13 protein-coding genes are annotated in these 21,361 nt (G+C 55.3%); 6 read left to right on the plus strand and 7 right to left on the minus strand.

What is annotated here, in order from left to right; genetic code table 11:
- Positions 1-84: 84 nt before the first annotated feature.
- A complete protein-coding gene (locus AB9F27_RS16930) occupies positions 85-624 on the minus strand; it encodes an invasion associated locus B family protein (protein ID WP_039000292.1) in 540 nt (179 codons plus the stop codon).
- Between the two features lie 201 nt (positions 625-825).
- Between AB9F27_RS16930 and AB9F27_RS16935 the strand changes: the two genes are divergently transcribed.
- Positions 826-1,821, plus strand: a complete 996-nt coding sequence (locus AB9F27_RS16935; protein ID WP_335584614.1) for an asparaginase — start codon at positions 826-828, stop codon at positions 1,819-1,821.
- Here the strand turns inward: AB9F27_RS16935 and AB9F27_RS16940 are convergent.
- Both AB9F27_RS16940 and serB read right to left on the minus strand, forming a co-directional pair.
- Positions 1,818-2,576 carry a TSUP family transporter gene (locus AB9F27_RS16940; RefSeq protein ID WP_335584613.1) on the minus strand — a complete coding sequence of 253 codons (759 nt, stop codon included), beginning with the start codon at positions 2,574-2,576 and terminating at the stop codon, positions 1,818-1,820. The two genes, AB9F27_RS16935 and AB9F27_RS16940, sit on opposite strands and share 4 nt — an antisense overlap.
- On the minus strand, positions 2,569-3,447 hold the full coding sequence (gene serB, locus AB9F27_RS16945) for a phosphoserine phosphatase SerB (protein WP_335584612.1): 879 nt from the start codon (positions 3,445-3,447) through the stop codon (positions 2,569-2,571). The genes AB9F27_RS16940 and serB overlap by 8 nt, the downstream gene beginning before the upstream one ends.
- Positions 3,448-3,602: 155 nt before the next feature.
- Between serB and AB9F27_RS16950 the strand changes: the two genes are divergently transcribed.
- The 4 genes from AB9F27_RS16950 to AB9F27_RS16965 all read left to right on the plus strand — a co-directional run bounded on the left by AB9F27_RS16950 (position 3,603) and on the right by AB9F27_RS16965 (position 8,547).
- Positions 3,603-4,745 carry a phosphoserine transaminase gene (locus AB9F27_RS16950; RefSeq protein ID WP_335584611.1) on the plus strand — a complete coding sequence of 381 codons (1,143 nt, stop codon included), beginning with the start codon at positions 3,603-3,605 and terminating at the stop codon, positions 4,743-4,745.
- Between the two features lie 84 nt (positions 4,746-4,829).
- Positions 4,830-6,425: a phosphoglycerate dehydrogenase gene (gene serA / locus AB9F27_RS16955; protein ID WP_335584610.1), complete on the plus strand. Its 1,596-nt coding sequence runs from the start codon at positions 4,830-4,832 to the stop codon at positions 6,423-6,425.
- Positions 6,426-6,519: 94 nt separating this feature from the next.
- Positions 6,520-7,299, plus strand: a complete 780-nt coding sequence (locus AB9F27_RS16960; RefSeq protein WP_335584609.1) for a metallophosphoesterase — start codon at positions 6,520-6,522, stop codon at positions 7,297-7,299.
- Positions 7,300-7,371: 72 nt separating this feature from the next.
- Positions 7,372-8,547, plus strand: a complete 1,176-nt coding sequence (locus AB9F27_RS16965) for an acetyl-CoA C-acyltransferase family protein (RefSeq protein ID WP_335584608.1) — start codon at positions 7,372-7,374, stop codon at positions 8,545-8,547.
- Between the two features lie 11 nt (positions 8,548-8,558).
- Here the strand turns inward: AB9F27_RS16965 and pbpC are convergent, their stop codons facing one another.
- Together pbpC and AB9F27_RS16975 are read right to left on the minus strand one after the other, a co-directional pair.
- Entirely contained in the window at positions 8,559-10,613 is a 2,055-nt protein-coding gene (gene pbpC, locus AB9F27_RS16970) for a penicillin-binding protein 1C (RefSeq protein WP_369757953.1), read from the minus strand.
- Complete coding sequence (locus AB9F27_RS16975) at positions 10,610-16,054, minus strand: alpha-2-macroglobulin family protein (protein WP_369757954.1); 5,445 nt, start codon at positions 16,052-16,054, stop codon at positions 10,610-10,612. The genes pbpC and AB9F27_RS16975 overlap by 4 nt, the downstream gene beginning before the upstream one ends.
- Before the next feature lie 158 nt (positions 16,055-16,212).
- Here AB9F27_RS16975 and AB9F27_RS16980 point away from each other — a divergent pair, with 158 nt between their 5' ends.
- Complete coding sequence (locus AB9F27_RS16980) at positions 16,213-18,495, plus strand: ATP-binding protein (protein ID WP_335584606.1); 2,283 nt, start codon at positions 16,213-16,215, stop codon at positions 18,493-18,495.
- On the opposite strand, the gene yaaA is transcribed toward AB9F27_RS16980, so the two are convergent.
- The gene (gene yaaA / locus AB9F27_RS16985; protein WP_335584605.1) at positions 18,479-19,246 is read right to left on the minus strand and encodes a peroxide stress protein YaaA; all 768 of its coding nucleotides are present in this window, start codon (positions 19,244-19,246) and stop codon (positions 18,479-18,481) included. The genes AB9F27_RS16980 and yaaA overlap by 17 nt on opposite strands.
- 3 nt (positions 19,247-19,249) lie before the next feature.
- Positions 19,250-21,301 (minus strand): DNA helicase RecQ, encoded by a 2,052-nt coding sequence (gene recQ, locus AB9F27_RS16990; protein ID WP_335584645.1) that lies wholly within the window; start codon positions 21,299-21,301, stop codon positions 19,250-19,252.
- Between the last annotated feature and the right edge of the window lie 60 nt (positions 21,302-21,361).

Below are 21,361 nucleotides of genomic sequence, written 5' to 3' on the forward strand. Positions count from 1 at the left end.
AATCTATCGGAATGCCAAAGGATTCGCTCAAACGAGCGAATCCGCAATTACGTCCAGTTGTAAAATCCTCTCGATAATCTCGAGTTAGGAGCCACACCGTTTTTCAGCTTCATCAATGGCCGCAGTAAATCCAAGCAGGCTAAACGTGTCTTGGGTTTGCGTTCCACGCGAGGAGCGCCCTGTCACAACAGCATCGGCACCGCGCTTCATGGCACCGATAATTTTCGCGTCATCTCCAGAGGTTGCGGGCCATGCGTTCTCTTTGGTGGTGAAGAAATCAAATGTCGTTTCGCCAACTTTGACAGTCACAATCGAGCCATCCGCGAAGGGATAGCCGCCCGTGAACGATATTTCCGAAGTTACCGCAGACCCCGGACGATACGTTACATAAAGCAAAATGTCGCTTCTACGAACGGCCACATCCCGACCATCTTTGGTGTTTTTGGTGCTCTTAGGCGCGGACACGGCCCAACATTCGGTGGGGTCATCCTCAACAAACACACTCCAATCGGTGTTTGCCGCCACACGATTCGTGGATTCTTGGGCACCTGCACTTGTTCCAAAAGCAACACACGCAAGTAGTCCAAAAACAATGCCGTGTGTTTTTGTAAATAGTGATTTCATACTGTTCACAGCCTCCAGCTGTTTTGCCTCAATTTTCCAAGACTGTCGTCACTCTATAGGATGACTTTTGCACTGGTCCTGAGTTTTTATTCTCGATAAGCGTACTTTAGCGTAAAGCGAACGGATTTTAAAAGCCCCGTTGGCGGAAAATTGCTTAAAACTGCCCGCGCGACCAGATGACGGAATTCAAGGAAGCTAAATATGACATCCCCAATCCAAATGGCCGAACTCTGGCGTGGCGGAATTCTCGAATCTTATCACATGGGACACGCCGTAATTTGCGACGAATCTGGTGCGATTGTGAACGCGTGGGGCGACCCCGAGCAGATTATTTTCCCGCGCAGTTCTTGCAAAATGATCCAAGCGCTTCCCTTGATGGAAAGTGGCGCCGCCGAAGCCGCAAACCTTACCCAAGAACAACTTGCGCTCTCCTGTGCCAGCCACCAAGGTGCCGCGATTCACACAACACGTATTAAAAAGTGGTTGTCCGATTTGGGCCTTGGCGACGATGATTTGCGCTGTGGCCCCCAGCCGTCACAGGATGACGCCGAACGAACACGTTTAATTCTGGAACATGAATCCCCATGTCAGCTACATAACAATTGCTCAGGAAAACACGCGGGCTTCTTGACGTTGAACAAACATATCGGCGGGGATGCGGAATATATCGATCCAAACCATCCCGTCCAAACCTCAATTAAGACCGCTTTTGAAGAAGTTACAGGCGTGACCAGTCCCGGATATGGCATCGACGGATGCAGCGCGCCTAATTACGCAACATCGGTTCACGGATTAGCCCGCGCGATGGCCTTTTTCGCAACCGCACGCGAAGGCCAAGGCACTCGCGAAACAGCGGCCGCCAAACTCGTCACAGCCGTGCGCACCTACCCCGAACTCGTGGCGGGGGAAACGCGGGCTTGTACCGAATTGATGCGGGCGATGGACCATAAAGTCGCCGTAAAAACCGGCGCGGACGGTGTTTTTGTTGCTATTCTTCCCGAGCAGAAACTTGGGATCGCGCTAAAAATTACCGATGGTGCAACCCGTGCAAGTGAATGTGCCATTGCCGCGATTCTGGTGAAGCTTGGTGTGTTGGAGGCCAACCACCCTGCAACGCTAAAGCGGATGAATGCGCCTCAGTTAAACAGGCGTGGCATTGAGGCGGCGTGGATTCGGCCGAGCGCAGCTTTCGCCTAGAGTAAATCCCAAAGCAATTTGGCTGCCAACGTCGCTGATGTGATGACCAAAAGGGGTTTTATGACCCGCGCTCCGATCTTCACCGCGAGCGCCGCGCCGCAGGTTGCGCCCGCAATTTGCGCCGCGCCCATGGCCAATCCGGTAAACCACCACGGCGTTGCCACCATGGAAAACGCCACGATCGCGCCAAGGTTTGAAGCGAAATTTAGCAACTTCGTATGCGCCGTTGCTTTAAGAATTCCGTAGCCTCCCAAAGTCACAAAGGCGATCATAAAAAACGATCCTGTCCCAGGCCCAAGCAACCCGTCATATGCCGCAACAAGCGGAATCATCGTGGCCGTAAAAACTGGAACTGACATGCGCCTTGTGCGGTCAAAATCATCCAGACCGGGCTTGAACGCAAAGAAAAGGGCGATGCCAACCATGAGGATAGGCAGGATAAAACGGATCAAATGAACCGGTAGAAACGAGACCATGAACGCGCCCGCAGCAGAGGCGAAAAAGGCAATGATTGCTGGAAAAATCTGCTCCCGCAGCGAGACTTGGCCCGCCCGCGCATAGGACAAGGCGGCGGTCGCTGCGCCAAATACGCCCTGCACTTTGTTGGTTGAAAGCGCCTCAATTGGCGAGGCTCCAGCAATCAATAGAACCGGCACTGTGATCAGGCCGCCACCGCCTGCAATCGCGTCGATGAACCCTGCGAAGAAACCCGCGAGGATCAGGAGTGCAAGGACCTCATAGGTGACTTCAAACATCTACAAAATCAGTTTTGGCATAGCCTTGTAAGTAAAGTAGAGCCGTCAAATCGCCGTGGTTAATTCGAATATCACATTGGGCTGCAACCGTCGGTTTGGCATGCAGAGCAACCCCAGAACCCGCGCGGCCCAGCATCCCAAGATCGTTCGCACCATCCCCAACAGCAAGGACATCCGCTTCCGAAATCCCCAGACGGGTAGTGATTTGTTCAAGTGCGTCGACTTTTGCCTGCCGTCCAAGAATGGGTATTCTCACCTCGCCACTAAGCTTTCCGTCCTTGATAATAAGGGTGTTCGCGCGATTTTCGTCGAACCCTAGCGTGGCCGCGACCTTGGCGGTAAAGGCGGTAAAACCACCTGAAACGAGGGCAGCGTAAGCGCCGTTTGCCTTCATGGTTGCGAGAAGAACGGGGCCACCGGGCATCAAGGTAATGCGTGTTTCCAAAACCTGATCGATGACGGATTCGTCGAGTCCCTTAAGCAAACCCACGCGTTCGCGCAAAGCGCCGTCAAAGTCCAACTCACCGTTCATTGCGCGCGCCGTAATGTCCGCAACACGCGGGCCAACGCCCGCTTCATCGGCCAATTCGTCGATGCATTCTTGCTCGATCATCGTGCTGTCCATATCGGCGAGCAGCATTTTCTTGACGCGATTTTCGCGCGGCTGCACGATCAAATCCACCCCCATGGACTGAAGGTTTTCCCATACGTCCCAACGATTTACAGGCACATCCGCAAGGACAAACTCCGCCGCTTCGCCAACTGAAAGCCAAATCGCATCGCCACCACCCCAAGCATTTCGCAGGGATTCAACGGTCTCGCGGGTAAGCGTGGAAGAAGTGGGGCTGGTAAGGAGCGTGGCTATATACATGGAAGTTTCCGATAGTGGATATTGCGCGGTAAATTTGTGTGACTAACCGCGAATTAGCGCAATTTAGCGGCTTGCGCCAGTCATTGAAGCCCTCTATCTCGATCCGTGGGACACCCTTCCCCAACGAAGGGCTTATATCTGTGAGGATACCATCAATGGCTACCACGACTCCGGCAACGCGCCCGGCCAATCCGCGTTTTTCTTCTGGCCCATGTGCCAAACCTGCTTCCTGGACATTAAACGATCTCGCTGACGCGTCTTTGGGCCGCTCGCATCGTGCAGCTGTCGGCAAAGCAAAACTCAAGGCCGCGATCGAAAACACCCGCGAAATCCTTGGAATCCCTACAGATTATAAAATTGGCATTGTTCCCGCCTCTGATACTGGCGCGATGGAAATGGCGATGTGGTCGCTTTTGGGCGAACGTCCCGCAGAGATGGTTGCATGGGAATCCTTCGGCGCAGGTTGGGTCACGGATGTTGTAAAGCAGCTGAAAATCGAAGCCAATGTGCGCACCGCGGACTATGGCGAAATCGTCGATATGACCGCCGTTGATTACAACAAGGACGTTGTTTTCACATGGAACGGAACGACGTCTGGTGTGCGGATGCCCAACGGCGACGCGATCCCCGCGAACCGCGAAGGCCTGACCATTTGCGACGCCACATCGGCGGCATTCGCGATGGACCTGCCATGGGACAAACTCGACGTTACAACCTTTAGCTGGCAAAAAGTGCTGGGCGGCGAAGCGGCGCACGGGATGTTGATCCTAAGCCCACGTGCCGTGGAACGCCTTGAAAACTATACACCTTCTTGGCCCCTGCCCAAGATTTTCCGCCTTACCAAAGGTGGCAAATTGATCGACGGCATCTTTAGCGGCGAAACAATTAACACGCCTTCGATGCTCTGTGTTGAAGACTATCTTGTGGCGCTTGAATGGTCCAAAAAACAAGGTGGCCTTAAGGGTTTGATCGCTCGTGCGGACGCAAATACTGCTGAGATTTCCAAGTTTGTCGAGACACATGACTGGATCGAATTTCTCGCTGCGGACCCTGCTATTCGCTCCACAACTTCGGTTTGCGTGAAGTTCACGGATGCGCGGATCAAGGACGGTGCAGTGTTTGCCAAGGCCGTTGCAAAGCGCCTCGAAAACGAAGGCGTTGCGCTGGATATCGGTGCGTATCGCGATGCACCAGCGGGTCTTCGGATCTGGTGTGGTGGCACGATTGAAGCCTCCGATGTGGCGGCCTTGATGCCGTGGCTCGACTGGGCGTTCAACGCCGAGATCGCCGCACAATAATCTGTCTGAAGGTTGAAACTTTAAAGTTTTTAAACCTTCAGGCCCCCCCTTTTTTAAACTTTTTAAACTTCTGAGGAGGCCACCATGGCACCTAAAGTTCTCGTTTCCGACAAACTCAGCGACGCTGCTGTTCAAATTTTCCGCGACCGTGGAATCGACGTAGATTTCGAACCCAACCTTGGCAAAGACAAGGACGCGTTACTCGCGAAAATCAAAGACTATGACGGCTTGGCCATTCGCTCGGCGACCAAAGTCACCGAAAAAATCCTCGCTGCTGCCGACAACCTCAAAGTCATCGCGCGCGCTGGCATCGGGGTGGACAATGTTGATATCCCGGCGGCGTCTAAAAAAGGTGTGATCGTCATGAACACGCCGTTTGGCAACATGATCACAACGGCCGAGCATGCGATTGCGATGATGTTTGCGGTGGCCCGTCAAATCCCAGAAGCGAGCGCCAGCACACATGCGGGCAAATGGGAAAAATCCAAATTCATGGGTGTTGAGCTTACGCATAAAACCCTCGGCGTGATCGGCGCGGGCAACATTGGTGGCATCGTTTGTGACCGGGCCGTTGGTCTGAAAATGAAAGTGATCGCCTATGATCCCTTCCTTTCGGAAGAACGCGCAGCGAAACTTGGCGTTACAAAAGTAGAACTCGACGAGTTGCTTGAACGTTCCGATTTCATCACGCTGCACGTGCCTGCAACCGACGCGACACGCGGCATGATCAACGCCGAGACAATTGCGAAAATGAAAAAAGGTGTGCGCATTATCAACTGTGCGCGCGGCGGTCTGGTGATCGAAACGGACCTTGCCGAAGCCCTAAAATCCGGCCATGTCGCTGGCGCTGCCTTTGATGTTTTCGAAGTTGAGCCTGCGACGGACAGCCCATTGTTCAACCTTCCCAACGTGGTTTGCACGCCGCACCTTGGCGCATCCACCACTGAAGCCCAAGAAAATGTCGCGGTGCAAGTTGCCGAGCAAATGTCCGACTACCTCCTCACTGGAGCCGTCACAAATGCACTCAACATGCCATCGGTCACTGCCGAAGAAGCCAAAATCATGGGCCCTTGGATCAAACTTGCCGAGCACCTTGGCGCGTTCATCGGCCAATTGACCGACGAACCCATCAAGGCCATCAACATCACCTATGATGGCACGGTTGCCGAAATGAACTTGGCCGCCCTCGAATGTGCAGCGATTGCTGGCATCATGCAGTCGACAAACCCCGACGTTAACATGGTTTCAGCGCCAGTTATCGCCAAGGACCGTGGCATTAAAATCAGCAAAACCACGCAGGAAAAATCGGGTGCGTTTGATGCTTATATCAAGGTAACGATCGCCACGGCGAAACGGGAACGCTCGATTGCGGGAACTGTTTTCAACGACGGCAAGCCACGTTTCATCCAGATCAAAGGCATCAACATCGACGCCGAAGTCGGCGCGCATATGCTCTATACCACCAACAAAGATGTTCCGGGCATTATCGGGACATTGGGCGGCATCATGGGTGAAAACGGCGTCAATATCGCCAACTTCACTTTGGGTCGTGCAGATCAAGGCGGCGACGCGATTGCACTGTTGTATGTGGACGGAAAAGTATCAGACACCGTCCTGAAAAAACTCACGGATACGGGCTTGTTCCAATCCGTGAAGCCTTTGGAATTCGACGCTACCTAGGCCCACGGGTACTGAGAATTTCACAGAAGATCCGCCGGTTTTGCTGGCGGGTCTTTTGTGGTTTTATCGCAAAATAATCTTGAAGGAACACAATATGCGCACGTATGCAATCGGTGATATCCACGGACAACTCGACATGCTGCATGATGCGCACGACCGTATCGCACAGGACAAAAAGCGTGTGCAGGATACTGAAGCGCCGATTGTGCATTTGGGTGATTTGGTGGACCGAGGGCCCGCGTGCAAAGCAGTGGTGCAATATCTTCTCGACGGGATTGATGCTGGTGAAAACTGGGTCGTCCTGATGGGAAATCACGACCGGATGTTCCTGTGGTATTTGGAAGAAGTGTCCAAAAACGACCCGCATTTATTTATCGGTCTCGACTGGCTGAATGCGCGGATTGGCGGCACGGAAACGCTGGCGTCCTATGGTGTCGAGGTTGACGCGAAGCGGCGCTATGGCGAAGTTCATGCCGAGGCGCGCAGCAGTGTTCCGCAATCCCACATCAATTTCCTGAGCCAACGGCCGACGTCCTTTACACGCGGCGATGTGCATTTTGTACATGCGGGGATTCGCCCGACAGTGCCTTTGAATGCCCAAGATGAGGATGATCTGGTTTGGATTCGCGAAGGTTTTTTGGACAGCGATGTGGACCACGGGGCGCTTATTGTGCACGGGCATACCGCGTTAACCCATGCAACGCGCTATCCTAACCGCGTTAATTTGGACAGTTCTGCGGCCTATGGAAACCACCTGACAGCCGCCGTTTTTGAGGGGCGGGATGTTTGGCAACTATCGTCAACTGAGCGCGAGGAAATTACGCGGCACGAGGTTCCAACAACCCTGCCAGAGGCGCATTTTTTCAAGCGTTAGACCGACGTGACGTAATTCTTTGCGTGCGCCGTCAGAATGCTAGGCTTTTCCAAAATGACATTGGAGAGAGCCATGACAGACATCGTAATTCTAGGCGGCGCGCGGACGGCCGTTGGCAGTTTTGGCAAGAGTTTGGTCGGCGTTGCTCCGACGGAATTGGGTACAATCGTCGCCAAAGAAGCCATGTTGCGCGCGGGTGTTGAACCGGCGCAAATTGGCACAGCGGTTTTTGGAACCGTGATCAATACTGAACCACAAGACATGTATCTCTCACGCGTTTGCGCGCGGCAGGCAGGTGTGCCAGACGGGGTTCCCGCGATGAATGTGAACCGACTTTGCGGGTCAGGAGTTCAGGCACAAATTTCGGTGATTCAGTCTCTAATGCTGGGAGATTGTGACTTTGGGCTGGCCGGAGGGGCGGAGAATATGAGCCGTTCGCCGTATATCCTCCCTGCGGCGCGTTGGGGCGCGAAAATGGGCGATGCCGTGGCACAGGACATGATGCTGGGCACCCTGAACTGTCCGTTCGGCTCTGGGCACATGGGTGTTACCGCCGAGAACGTGGCACAGGAACATGAAATCACGCGGGCGCAGCAAGACGCCTTTGCGCTTGCGAGCCAAGAGAAGGCAATTGCAGCAATTGAGAACGGATATTTCACGAGCCAAATCGTACCGGTTGAAATCAAGGTGAAGCGCGAGACGGTTCAGTTTGATACCGACGAGCATCCGCGTGCAACGACGCTTGAGGCCTTGGCGGGGTTGCGCCCAGCGTTTCAAAAGGACGGGACCGTTACAGCGGGCAATGCATCGGGGATCAACGACGGGGCGGCGGCCTTGGTTTATGCCACGGCGTCGGCGGCGGAAAAAGCGGGTCTAACGCCGCGTGCGCGGGTCTTGGGCTATGGGATCGCGGGGGTGCGACCCGAGGTTATGGGGATCGGGCCTGTGCCAGCGGTTCGTGACCTATTGGCGAGAACGGGCCTCAAAATGAGCGACTTTGATGTGATTGAAAGCAACGAAGCGTTTGCCTCTCAGGCCTTGGCCGTAGCGAAGGAATTGGGGATGGATCCCGCCGTGATTAACCCAAACGGCGGGGCGATTGCGCTTGGACATCCCGTGGGCGCGACGGGGGCGATTTTGACAGTGAAGGCGCTGTATGAATTGGAACGCACGGCCGGAAAACGCGCCTTGATAACCATGTGCATTGGCGGCGGTCAGGGGATCGCGCTGGCCATCGAAAGGCTCTAACTCGCCTGAATTCAGTTCACAAACACATCGGTGCGCGCGGAACGGCCCTGCGCATCGATCACCGAAAGCGAGACAAATCCGCGCCCCGGATAGGGCAGCGAGACCTCGCGAGAGCGCGTGCCAGATTCCACCAACGCTCCGTTCAAAAGCCATGTGAATGGCGCTTCTCCGTCGCGGACTTTGGCGACGAACACATCCATTTTTTCGAGGATTGCCCCATCGGGGGGGAAGGCCAGTTCGGGTCCGCCCATTGGTGCGCTAAAGGCGGCGTCGCGGGGGCGGAATTCTTTTAGGGGCTGAGGGAGGTCGGCGTTTGCCACCGTGAGGGCGGCGGCGGGTGGCGGGGCAAGGGGATAGGTTGGTTGATTAAGGCGGGCGAAGGCTTCGAACAAAATCGGCGCTGCGAGTTCGCCGCCAAAAATGCCGGGTAAGGACGTCCCATCGGCGCGGCCCATCCAAACGCCCGTCACGTATTTGCCGTCAAAGCCAATCGCCCAAGCGTCGCGGTGGCCATAGCTGGTTCCGGTTTTATAGGCGATGCGGCCTTTGGGAGCGTTTTTGGGCGGGGCGACTCCTGCGAGGATATCGTTGACGTACCACGCGGGAATCGGGGCCAGAAAACGGCGTCCTGTGCGGGTAGGTTCTTCCTCTTGGCGCCAATAGAGGGGACGCGTTAGACCGCCTTCGGCGAGGCCGCCATAGAGGGTGACAAGATCGGTCAATGTGACCCCAACCCCGCCCAAGGCGACCGCAAGGCCCGCCTTGCCACCGGGAATGATGGGGGTCACGCCGGCCTGTTTTAGAGCCGCAACGAGGCGTGCGGGGCCAAGCGCTTGGGTGAGGGAAACCACGGGGATATTGAGCGAGAGTTGGAGCGCTTTTCGCACCGGTAAAAGGCCGCGAAACTGACCGTCGAAATTTTGCGGCACGTAGGAGCCAAAAGCAGTGGGGCGGTCTTGGATCAGGGTCTCGGGATGCGCGAGCCCTTGGTCAAACGCGAGGCCATAGATGAGCGGCTTAAGGGTTGAACCGGGGGAGCGCACGGCGTTGGTCATATCGACAAACCCACGGCGACGCGTGTTTTTGTACCCCGCCGATCCGACACTTGCGAGGATTTCGCCCGTTGTGTGATCGGCGAGAAGAATTGCGACCTGCATCGACTCGTTTTGGTTTCTGAGGGCGGTAATGGCGAGGGCCTCAAGGGATTCCTGAAGCCGCGCATCAACCGTAAGATAGTGCTCGCTGCGCAGCGGAGCTTGACCGATTGCGCGGTCAGAGAGATGCGGCGCGAGACGGGGAAATTCGTGTCTATTCCTAGGAATAGGCTCTGTTTTTGCGGCAACAATCTCGTCGGGGGGCAGTACATTTGCCAACGCGAGGCGGTCTAAAATACGGTCACGGGCAAGATGTGCATTTTCGGAATTCAGGTCAGGACGACGCCCTTCTGGCGATTGGGGGAGCGCCACGAGCAGCGCGGCCTCGGCGGCGGTCAGGCGTCGGGCGGACTTAGCGAAATAGGCGCGAGACGCGGCGCGCACCCCTTCGATATTGCCGCCAAACGGCGCACGGTTGAGATAGAGCGTGAGGATTTCGTCTTTGGTGAGGGTGCGTTCGAGCGCCAAGGCCAGTCGGATTTGGCGGATTTTCCCTTGCCAACTCCCCGTGCTTCCGCCCTCAAGCAGACGCGCGACTTGCATGGTAAGAGTGGACGCGCCAGAGATGATGTGACCGTTCCAAATCGCTTGGCTGGCGGCACGACTCATGGCGCGCAAATCGACCCCATTGTGGGTGAAAAAGCGTTTATCTTCGAAGGCAATCAACATATCGACATAGCGCGGATCGACGTGATCCAAGGTTGTCGCAAGGCGCCAATACCCGCCCGAAGTGGTATAGGCCCGAAGCAGTGCGCCGCTGCGATCCCGCACTTCGACCGAGGTTTCCTGAACGATCGGGGGCAGCTCTGTGTCGCGCACCCATTGGTCGAACCGGTCGCGCAAAGTTGCCAGCATGAGGAGGAACACGGCGAGGAAAACGAGCCCCCGCCATGTGATGTGTCTGAGTATCATTCCACGACAGAAACGCGGCCAGAATCGGTATGGGCGCGGAATTGAGGCCGGTACATATCTTCAACACTGGCGGCGGGGTGATGATAGTCGCCGGGAGAAACCGCACGTACGATATAGGCCAGATTGAACGCTTTGTCGGACCGATGATTTACGGCCGCGAGGAAGCGATCCTGACGGTATTCGGCGTTTTCGACGTAGATATCCAAATCGAGCCATTCGAGGGATTTGATATCGCCCGCTTGCAGCAAGGATGGGTTGTCGATTTCAAAGCCTGCAGGGAGGGGATCGGCGACCATCAGGCGGGCCTCGAGATTGCGGAAGGGGGCAATTTCAAGGACGGTGACCAGTCGGGTTCCGGCACTAACGCTGTCCAAAGTTACAGCATCGCCATCCATGGTGAAATAGCTGCGGGTGATGCTCATGCCGTTGCCGCGCGCGGGTTCGGGCACTTCGGGGACGCCATAGGTGGTGACGGTGACTTGCTGGGATTTTCCCGATTGGTTGCGAATATCGAGCGATTGTCCCGCATTGGTTTGGGCGTCAAGCACGCGCACAAGTGGCCCAGTTGCGGGGACGCCATCCACCGTGAAGCCTGCGACGGAGGGATCCTCAAGCAGGGCATTCGCGGCCATGAGCGTCCACATATTTTCTTGGGTAGAGCGCGTGGTTTCGCCGTTTTGAGTGACCAATTGCGTGAGGGCGTCGATATCCAGCGCGGTGGAACCAGATTCCACAGCAAGGGTGATAACCGCGGCAGTATCGCGCAGGTTCGTGCCGAAATCAGCGCGCCAGTATTGACGATCACGGTCAGATTCCATCTGCGAGAGGGAAACGGCGGCTTTCTTAAACATCCGATCCGCGCGGGTTTGATCGCCATAACTCGCCAGTGCCGCGCCTATTTGGGCTTGGGCAAGGGGCGTTGCGAAAGCGTCGCCTTTTACATCGGCATAGTAACGCAAATCGCCCATCGCCGCCGCCCCTTCGCGGGCAAGAACGAGGAGCGCGTAGGCAAGACCCTCGCCACCAGAGTCAAAATCGGCGTTGTAGTTCACTTGGTTGCGCAGGTTGTCCAAGGCAGAGCGCAGAGCGAGATCGGGCACGTCATGCCCCGTGACGCGTGCACGCGACAGGAAATCGGTCACATAGGCATCAAGCCAAAGAGAGCCGGATTCCGGACGCCACAGACCGAAGGCTCCGCTGGAAGATTGATTGGCCAAAACCTCGATTATGGCCTGATCGATCCGCAGGTTGAGGCCCTCGGGGGTATCGAGGTCCATCGCCTCGGCAACGGAACTTAGATAGAGCAACGGCATCGCGCGGGAGGTGACTTGCTCGGTGCAGCCATAGGGGTATCGATCCAGCGCGGACAGAAGGCCGGGGGCATCAAACTGTGCGAGGGTGCCTATTGCCAAAGTGGCTTCGCCCGTTCCCGGAAGGAGGCCCGCGAAAACGTCGTTGTTAAAGAGCAGGCTTTTGTCGTTCGCGAGGTCAAAGCGACTGGTGCGCATCACGGCGGGATCGTTGTTTTGCACGGGGAGCGTTAGGGTCTTTTCCAAGATTTTTCCGTCGGGCGTGATCAGGGTAATTGCGATTTCCTGAAGGCCCGTATGCGTGGCACGAATGGGAACCGTCAGGCGCGCGGTGCCTTTCTCGGCCAACTCGAACCCTGTGGCCAAAGCGGTGATGTCGAGATCAAGACCCGCGGAGGAAACCGCGATGTCCATGTGACCAGCGGGGCCTTTTGCATGCACGATTTCGAGCAGTAGGCGCGAGGTGTCGTTGGGGGCCATAAAGCGCGGTACAGAAGCCGTGACAACGATGGGATCGCGCACGAGGATATCGGCCTGTGCTTCGCCCACGGCGGTGTCCGACCAGACCACGGCCATCAAGCGGACGGTGCCGTTGAAGGAGGGTAGGTCGAAGGTGGTTTGGACCGTGCCATCGGCGGCAACTTTGAGCGGACCCGAGAAATACGCGACCAGTTCTTCGGTGGGGGGCGGTGCGTCAAAACTTCCGCTTTGGGCCGCGTCGCCACCCGAGCGTACTTCGCCCATCGCGCCGTTCATGCCATCCAGAAGACGGCCGTAAATATCGCGCAGACCGACGCCGAGGCGGCGCTGGCCAAAGTAGTGACCAGACACATCGGGGGCCTCAAATCCTGTGAGATTGAGAATGCCAACATCGACGGCGGCGATGGTGACGTAAGTGTCTTCATGTGGCTCTATTCCGTCGACTTTGAGCGAAACATCGAGCGGGCCGCGCGGGGCGACCTCCTCTGGTGTTAGGAAAGTTGCGGTCAAAACACGCGCCCCCGGATCGACGGGCGCATAGGACAGACCCAGCGCGCGGGCGGGATTATGTTTGGTCGCCGCATCCATGGGCCGGATGACCGTGGCTGTCACATATGCGCCGCCGCCCCAAGCCTCGGTGACGGGGAGGGAGATGGTGTTTTCGCCCTCAACCACGTCGATCACTTGCATATCAATCAGGTGGTTTGACATTACCGTAATCAAGGCCTTGCCAGCATAGCGCGGCACAAAACGCAGGGTCGCGGTTTCGCCCGGAACGTAGCTCGCTTTGTCCAAGGAAACGTCGAGCACGTCGGGCGTGGTGGTCACATCGGCGGCGACATACCAACCGGCGTAGAAGTCCAGCGAACTTGAGAGGGCTTCACCGCCTGCGCGCTCCACGACCAGTTCATAATGGCCCCACTCAACGGGGGTGCTTACGGTGATTGGGTCGCCGGTAAAGGTGAGGGAACCGCTATCAACGCGGGTGCGGCGGGTGATCGGTTCATAGTCCCAATTGCCGTATTGTTGGTACCATTGATAGGTGGTTTCCACGCGATTGACCGCATAGACCAAGTCCATCGAAACGGGGGTTTGGGTCTTGTCCAAGGCTAGAATTAGGAACTCGGCAGCTGTGCCCTCGGCGACCACGTCGTCAAACTGGGGTTTGATCCCGATGACCGATCCCACAAGATCAAGATCGCGGGTTTCGCGGCGCTCAACAGGACGACCCGACCCTTCGGTGACCGAAAAGGTGAAATCAGCGCTCAGAGGGCGGTTTGCACCGTCGCTTTCGGGGAGTGTGAGCACAGCGTTTGCCAGCCCTTGGGCGTCGGTATCGCCGCCGTCAAAATACGTGCGCTCGGCATAGAAACTCTCGTCGTAGCGGCCGAATTGATACCCAGGATAGGCGCTTAGGCCTTCAGATGCGCGCAAGGACACCGAACCAGATACCCCCATCCCCTCGGCGGGGGCACCAAAGAGGTATTTCACATCAAAAGCCACGGACATATCCTGTCCCGGGCGCAGAGGGGTGTCGGCAAAGTCCCATGTGAAATCAATACGTTCGGGGAGAAAATCTTCAACAAGGAAGGTTTGGGTTGCGAGAGCCGCGACCTCAGGGTCGGCATATAGGGCAAGCGTCCATTTTCCACGCGGCGCCGTGGCGGCAATTGGCAGCGAAAGTACGTGACCGCCCATCTCGGAGGAGGTGGAAACTTGCCGCGTATATTCAACCCCATCGGGGCGGCGCAAAATGGCAGTTACAGGCACATTTTGCAGCGCTTGGGAGGCTTGGTCACGCAAAAGAGCGGTCACATTTACTGTCTCGCCCGCACGATACGCACCGCGATCCGTGGTCATGAAAACGTCAATCGGAGGCGCGGGAGGCCGCCCCTCAACACCGCGATCCGAGAGATCAAATTCGGCATCCTTGAGCGAGAGAAAGGCGATATCGGTTTCGCCATCCGTGACCGTCACAAGCGCGGGCGCGCGGCCGCCAGTGCCCAAAGTGAGCCCCGCATCAAAATGAACATAACCCTTTGCATCGGTTAGCCCCTCGGCCAGCACGGAGTTCGCCTCAGAAAGCAAGGTGACCGTCACGCCGGACTTTACGTCGGCACTCGCAAGGCTGCGCACAAACACGTGCAACCCATCAATGCCACTCGCCGTAGCGACCCCAAGATCAGAGAGCACAAACCACTGGGTTGCGGGCGGATTATCATAGGGGTCGGTGCCCGGAATGCTGGCTTTGAGCGCATAGATTCCCGCAGGCTGCCCCGCAAGTGCTTCATCAAGCGGCAGGCGCGTGGTGACGTCTTGGTTAAGGTCTTGCGTGAGGGTCGCCGTGCCCGTCCAGATATCTTCGGCAATTTCACTGGCGAAGGTTTGCTCGGTCCATGTGGACATGGGGCGACCGAAGTAGTTGTCCTGAATGGCGCGCAACAGATTGCGGTCCGAAACGCGGCGCAGGGTTAGGTCGATCTCGCTCGCATTAACCGATTCAATCGGCAGGGCGGCATTGGGGGTTTTGGGAAGGACATAAGCGCGACTTGGGAAGCTGACGCTGGGGGTTCTATCGCGGACATATCCAGTGATTTCGACGTCTTTTGCGAGGGTCTCGCCACTGGCAGCAGGTAGCCCTTGGCGGAAGGTGAATTTGGCGCGTTCGCCGTGGGATAGACCCGAAATACAGAGGCGATCATTCTCGACTTCTACGGCAAGCGAGGCACTTGGAAACTGCATGTAGGATGTATAATCAACCCCAGCGGCAACCAGATTTTCGGAGAAGGTTGCACAGATGCGCGGAGCGGCCAAATCGCTCTCGATTTCGTTGCCCGTAATGCGGAATCCGTATTTGGCAATGGCGCTTTCTAGGAGGGCATCCGCATCGGCCCGCGGCGCGATTTCTGCGACTTTGTTGAGGGCGGGAATCATCTGGCGACCACGGTTGTTTGCTTCATACGCGAGCGCGAGTTGGAAAAGCGCGTTGGATTTTTGCGGATTGTTAACTGCGCGAATATATCCGTTTATCGCGGCCCACATCGCGCGTTGGCGATAGGTGTTTTGCGTGGCGCTGTTCTCAAACTTCACGGCCAGTGCAAGACGCGCATATTCAACCCATAAATCCGACGTATCCGTTAGGGACAGTGCGCCGCCAACAAAGTGCAGCGCATTCATCAGATCGCCATTGGCCTCACGATCACTGGCGGAATTCAACAGGTCTTCGGCACCCCATTCGCCACTATAGTGATACTGACCAAGGTTTGCCGCCAAGGTATAAGCCCCATCCCGTAGCGGTTGGCCGACAAAGGAAATTTCAGACAATCGCTGTTCAGCAGAAGCAACCAATCGAGGGTCATTATCCCAGACACGGCCCGAAAGCGCCCCTTCATAAGCGACTGTATCTTCGACACTTTTCTTGGTGAAACAGGCATTAGAGCGCTTATTGAAGGTAAAGGCTTTGCACTGAGTATCGGCCAAACAGGTACGCTGACAAACCTCGAAAGTTGTATCAAAAATGGACTGTAAATCAGCGCCGTAAAAATCCAAATCACGGGAAATCGAGAACCGCCGGTCCGGCATACCATCCTGCGCGGCGACGCTTATTGGCAGGAGCAAGAGAAAAGCGAAAACGGCAAAAATAATGCGCATGGGAAACCCTCAAAATGAATCGTTCGAAGCCTTGCACAAATTTTGTTAAAAATCCACCAACTGCCTTTTATCAGGCCAATTTAGATGTCCTTAAGAATCTTTTTACCAGAATCGCCCAAACTCGCTTTCTTAAGCATTCTTCGGGGCATAATTTTGGAATGAACATCGCCAACAAGCTAGCTCAAGAACGGCGCGCACGTCTTGCGGCGGAGCGATTGCTAGAGCAAAAACAATCGGAGTTGTTCAACGCGAATTCGCGGCTGGGGGATCATGCCCGAGCGCTATCCAATCAAATTGTCGAAAAACGCAAAGAAGTGAAGGATGTTCGAAGCGCTGCTGCAACGCTAAAAAACGAAAAGCACCAAGTATTATCTGACCTTCGGAATGCGGAAACCAAAGTTCAAATTGCGGAACGACGTCTTTGGGATTCCATTGAAACAATTCCGGACGGGTTTGCCGTTTTTGACAAAGACAATAATCTAATTTCTGCTAATCGCGCGTATTTGGCCATTTTCGACGAACTTGAAGATGTGCGAACGGGGATCAACTATTCCCAAATCCTTGAGTTTTTTAGCGATGAAGGCATTGTTGATACCGAGGGCGAGACGCGCGCCGAGTGGCGGGAGTCTATGCTTGACCGATGGCAATCCCCCGAGATTGAACCTCGTACCCTAAAAATGTGGAACAACCAGTTTATCAAGCTCATTGATCGGCGGGCGGACGCCGGCGATACCGTGTCTTTGGCGATCAATATTACCGAAACAATTCGGTATGAAGCGGAGTTGAAAGAAGAACGCACCAAGGCCGAGGCCGCCAATCGCGCAAAATCTGCCTTTTTGGCCAATATGAGCCACGAAATCCGCACGCCCATGAACGGTGTCGTAGGCATGGCCGACATCCTTTCGGACACCCCGCTGAACGACGAGCAAAAGCTGTATATTGATACCATCAAACACTCGGGCGAAGCGCTCCTTGTCATTATTAATGACATTCTTGACTACTCCAAGATCGAAGCGGAAAAACTAATCCTTCAGCCAGAACCATTTGATCTAGAGAAGAATCTCCATGAAATACTCATGCTTTTGCAACCATCGGCCCATGACAAGGGTATCGACCTCATTATCGATTATGCTCCGCACTTGCCTTCGAACTATTTGGGGGACCCAGGACGTATTCGCCAGATATTAACCAATTTAATAGGAAACGCCGTCAAGTTCACCCCCAAAGGCCACGTCCTTGTGCAAGTTTTAGAGTTGCCTTCCGAGCAACGAAACGTGGCTAATATCCAAGTCTCGATTACGGATACGGGCATTGGCATTCCCGAAGATATGGTCGACTATATTTTTGGGGAATTCAACCAGGTTGAGGATGACCGGAACAGGAAGTTTGAGGGCACCGGACTGGGCCTCGCAATTTCTAAACAACTGGTTGAGTTAATGGGCGGCAAAATCTGGGTGACGTCGCAATATCGCGTTGGGTCATGTTTCAGCTTCAGACTTCAACTACAGACGACTACGGGGCCCGCCCATATTAGCGCTGAACACTTCGAGAATCTATCGAGCGCCTATGTGTTCGAAGACCAATCGGAACTTGCCCATATCATTGCCACACAGTTGAATCCTATGGGGATTGAAACCATCGCACCTCCCTCGCTCTCACTGGCTCTGGCGGAAAACGCTGCTGATTTTTTTGTCGTCGGTGTGAGTTTTCATGGATTAGGGGCGCATGAAATTATTGAAAAAATCACTGAGGCAGGGGCGAACAAACCGATCCTTTTGGTTGCTTCTGGAAAAACGGTGCTTCCCGCTAACGCGAAAACGGCTCAATGCCTGCAATACCCCATTCGCAAGTGCGACCTCCATAGCGCTCTGCGACGTATTTCCACCATTCTATCCGATCCGGCGCAACTCATTCCGGCCCTGCCAACCGATTCCTCGACAGCCGCTCAGACAAACATTGTTGCGCCCAATCCTACCCCCCCCGAAGATGAGGTCATTGACGGGTCGCCTCGCAGAATGCGCGTGCTTACTGCAGAGGACAATAAAACCAATCAATTGGTTTTTCGAAAGATGGTTAAAAATCTCGATATCGACCTCAAGTTTGCGAACAACGGCCGTGAGGCCATTGAATTGTTCCAGAGTTTTCGACCCGACGTTATTTTTATGGACATTTCCATGCCAGAAGTTGACGGCAAGGAAGCCACACGATCGATTCGGAAAATCGAAACTCAAGATGGATTAAAGCACACGCCCATCATCGCGCTCACGGCCCATGCTATGCCCGAGGATAAGGACGAAATTTTGAAAGCTGGCTTGGATGAATATTCCACCAAACCCCTTCGAAAAGCCATTATTTTCGAAAAAATAGAGAAACACCTCCCTCATGGTGCTTTGCCAATTCGACTACCAACCGAGGCGTTGGAAGCTACGCCATTGGCTTAATAAACACGGGTTGCTCAGGGGTCGAGCGCTCAGGAGCAAACAGAAACCCGCCACTTTCAAAATCGCGAAGGCCTTGGGGATCTTCAATACGGTTTTGAATAACAAATCTCGCCATCGCCCCGCGTGCTTTCTTGGCGCTAAAACTAATTATTTTCGGCCCGCCAGGACGATCTTCCAAAAACTGGGGTGTCACGATTTTCAAGTTGAGCACCGATTGATCAACGGCCGTGAAATACTCCTTGGACGCGCAATTTACGAGGATATCGCTGCCACTGGCTTGGGCGGTATCATTGAGGGCCCTAGCAATTCGGCTCCCCCAATATGCATACAGCGTTTTTCCCTGGCGCGTTTTTAATCGGCTGCCCATTTCCAAACGATAGGGTTGAATGAGATCGTGAGGTGCCAGCACGCCGTACAGGCCCGACAATATCCGCAAATGCCCACGTGCGAAATCCATCTCGTCGGCATCTAGGCTCGAAGCTTCGAGACCCAAATAGGTGTCACCCGCAAAGGCGTAGGCCGCTTGTTTAGCGTTTTCCAATGTTGATTCCGGTTCAAAATCGCGAAACCTTTGCGCGTTGAGTTTGGCGAGATCTGAACTAATAGACATTAGTTCTTGAAGCTTTTTGACGGAAAGGCGACTCGCGGTGGCCGCGAGCGAGGTAGCGTCCTCCTGAAACTTCGGAAAGGACACGGGGCTGTCAATGGGATCAAAATTTAAACGTTTTGCGGGGGAGATTACGGTTAGCATTTTTCAATCTTCTTTCAAAACTTCAAGAAACGCGGGGCCAAAGCGCTCAGCTTTTACCGCCCCCATACCGGACACACGTTCTAAATTATCCAACGACGCCGGTTTTCGCTCAGCTATATGGCGCAGCGTGGACGTGCTGCAACTTAGGTATTTATCCAATCCAGACTCGCCGCGCGCCAGTCGAACCTGTGTTTCGGCAAGCTTGTCAAAAACATCCCCCGAGGCCCTGCCCGCTATTTTTCGGCGCAAGGGGTGCATATTTTCGGATGCCGCCCCAACGATGACCTCCAGAAAAACAGCGCCGTAGGTTTCGAGCTTTTTCGCACCGACGCCGCCAATACGCGCCATATCGTCGAGATTTTTCGGGCGCGTTTCCGCCATTTCGATAAGCGTTTTGTCGTTAAAAACAACATAGGCGGGTACGCGCGCCGTTTCGGCGAGGGCGCGGCGTTTGGCTTTTAGCGCGCTGAGGAGCGGTTCATCCTCATCGGAAACCATGCGTTTGATCGCAGGCGTCCGCGTTTCGGATGCCTTTTTGATCAGATCGCGCCGCAACTCAATCGTTGTTTCGTCGCGCAAGAGGGGGCGCGCCGCTTGGGTCATCCGGAGGGCGCCGTATCGCTCGGCGTCGGGGCGCACCAAATCATGCCCCATCATTTGCCGGAAAATCGCTTGCCACTCGCGCTTATTGAACTCTTTTCCAACGCCAAAAGTTGGCAAAGCGTCGTGGCCGCGTTCGCGGACTTTTGGCGACACATTCCCGATGAGGATGTCGATGAGGTGGCCCGCGCCAAAATATTCATTCGTGCGCAAAATCGCGGAGAGGGCTTTTCGCACCGCGATGGTGCCGTCAAAAATATCCGCGGGCGTTTCACATAGGTCGCAATTTCCGCAAGGCTGGCTTTCCTCGTCAAAATAGGACAGCAGGTTTTGACGGCGACACCGCAGCGCTTCGGCCAATCCGAGTAACGCATTGAGACGCGCATGATCCGCCATCCGCCGATCAGGTGGAGCGAGCCCTTCGTCGATTTGGGTCCTGCGCAGGCGAACATCTTCGGAACCGAACAACGTCAGGGTTTCCGCTGGGGCCCCGTCACGACCCGCACGGCCGATTTCCTGATAATACGTTTCGATGGATTTGGGCAAATCTGCGTGGGCGACCCATCGAATATCGGGTTTATCGATGCCCATACCAAAGGCCACGGTCGCGGTGACGATCAAGCCATCTTCCCGCTGAAACCGGCTTTCCACAATGCGGCGATCATCGGCCTGCATTCCACCATGGTAATGTAATGCGTGGTGGCCAGCATCGCGCAAGGCGCTGGCGAGGGCCTCGGTTTTCGCACGACTGGCGCAATAAACGATCCCCGGCTGGCCTTTGCGTGCGGCGGCGAAGGCCAGAATTTGCCCGCGCGGGCCATCTTTTGCTTCAAATTTCAGGTGGATATTGGGCCTGTCAAACCCGTGCAGGAAGGTTTCTGGCTGCACATTATTAAAGAGGCGCTCGACAATTTCATCGCGGGTTTCTTGATCGGCAGTTGCCGTGAACGCCGCGAGGGGTACGCCAAGAAGCTCCCGCAACTCGCCGATTTTGAGGTAGTCGGGACGGAAATCATGGCCCCAAGCTGAGACGCAATGGGCCTCGTCCACGGCAATGAGACTGACGCCGATGCGGCGCAACATGTTCATCGTGCCGCCATTCGCAAGCCGTTCGGGCGCCAGATATAACAGCTTTAAGCGGCCTGCATCCAGTGCTTCAAACACCAGTGCGGTTTCTTCTTCGGTGTTTCCAGAGGTTAAGGCTCCGGCTTCGACCCCCGCCTCTTTGAGAGCACGCACTTGATCGCGCATAAGGGCGATCAGCGGGGAAATAACAACCGTTACACCGCTACGCACCAATGCGGGAAGTTGGAAACACAGCGATTTTCCGCCCCCAGTTGGCATGATCGCGAGAGTGTTTTTGCCGTTGGTAACGGCATCAACGATCTCCTCTTGGCCGGGTCGAAATTCATCAAACCCGAAGACAGAAGAGAGGAGCGATTGCGCGGTGGTCATGGCCTGTGGTGCTGCTTTTTTGGTTGTCACCACAATCCCACAGGCTGTGCGCAAGGGCAA

Origin of the sequence: Falsihalocynthiibacter sp. CO-5D18, from assembly GCF_041205445.1 — a bacterium.
Lineage (GTDB): Bacteria > Pseudomonadota > Alphaproteobacteria > Rhodobacterales > Rhodobacteraceae > Falsihalocynthiibacter > Falsihalocynthiibacter arcticus.

Coding starts and splice junctions, on each gene's coding strand:
- AB9F27_RS16930 (WP_039000292.1), bottom strand. CDS start 624: ATGAAATCACTATTTACAAAAACACACGGCATTGTTTTTGGACTACTT.
- AB9F27_RS16935 (WP_335584614.1), top strand. CDS start 826: ATGACATCCCCAATCCAAATGGCCGAACTCTGGCGTGGCGGAATTCTC.
- AB9F27_RS16940 (WP_335584613.1), bottom strand. CDS start 2,576: ATGTTTGAAGTCACCTATGAGGTCCTTGCACTCCTGATCCTCGCGGGT.
- serB (WP_335584612.1), bottom strand. CDS start 3,447: ATGTATATAGCCACGCTCCTTACCAGCCCCACTTCTTCCACGCTTACC.
- AB9F27_RS16950 (WP_335584611.1), top strand. CDS start 3,603: ATGGCTACCACGACTCCGGCAACGCGCCCGGCCAATCCGCGTTTTTCT.
- serA (WP_335584610.1), top strand. CDS start 4,830: ATGGCACCTAAAGTTCTCGTTTCCGACAAACTCAGCGACGCTGCTGTT.
- AB9F27_RS16960 (WP_335584609.1), top strand. CDS start 6,520: ATGCGCACGTATGCAATCGGTGATATCCACGGACAACTCGACATGCTG.
- AB9F27_RS16965 (WP_335584608.1), top strand. CDS start 7,372: ATGACAGACATCGTAATTCTAGGCGGCGCGCGGACGGCCGTTGGCAGT.
- pbpC (WP_369757953.1), bottom strand. CDS start 10,613: ATGATACTCAGACACATCACATGGCGGGGGCTCGTTTTCCTCGCCGTG.
- AB9F27_RS16975 (WP_369757954.1), bottom strand. CDS start 16,054: ATGCGCATTATTTTTGCCGTTTTCGCTTTTCTCTTGCTCCTGCCAATA.
- AB9F27_RS16980 (WP_335584606.1), top strand. CDS start 16,213: ATGAACATCGCCAACAAGCTAGCTCAAGAACGGCGCGCACGTCTTGCG.
- yaaA (WP_335584605.1), bottom strand. CDS start 19,246: ATGCTAACCGTAATCTCCCCCGCAAAACGTTTAAATTTTGATCCCATT.
- recQ (WP_335584645.1), bottom strand. CDS start 21,301: ATGACCACCGCGCAATCGCTCCTCTCTTCTGTCTTCGGGTTTGATGAA.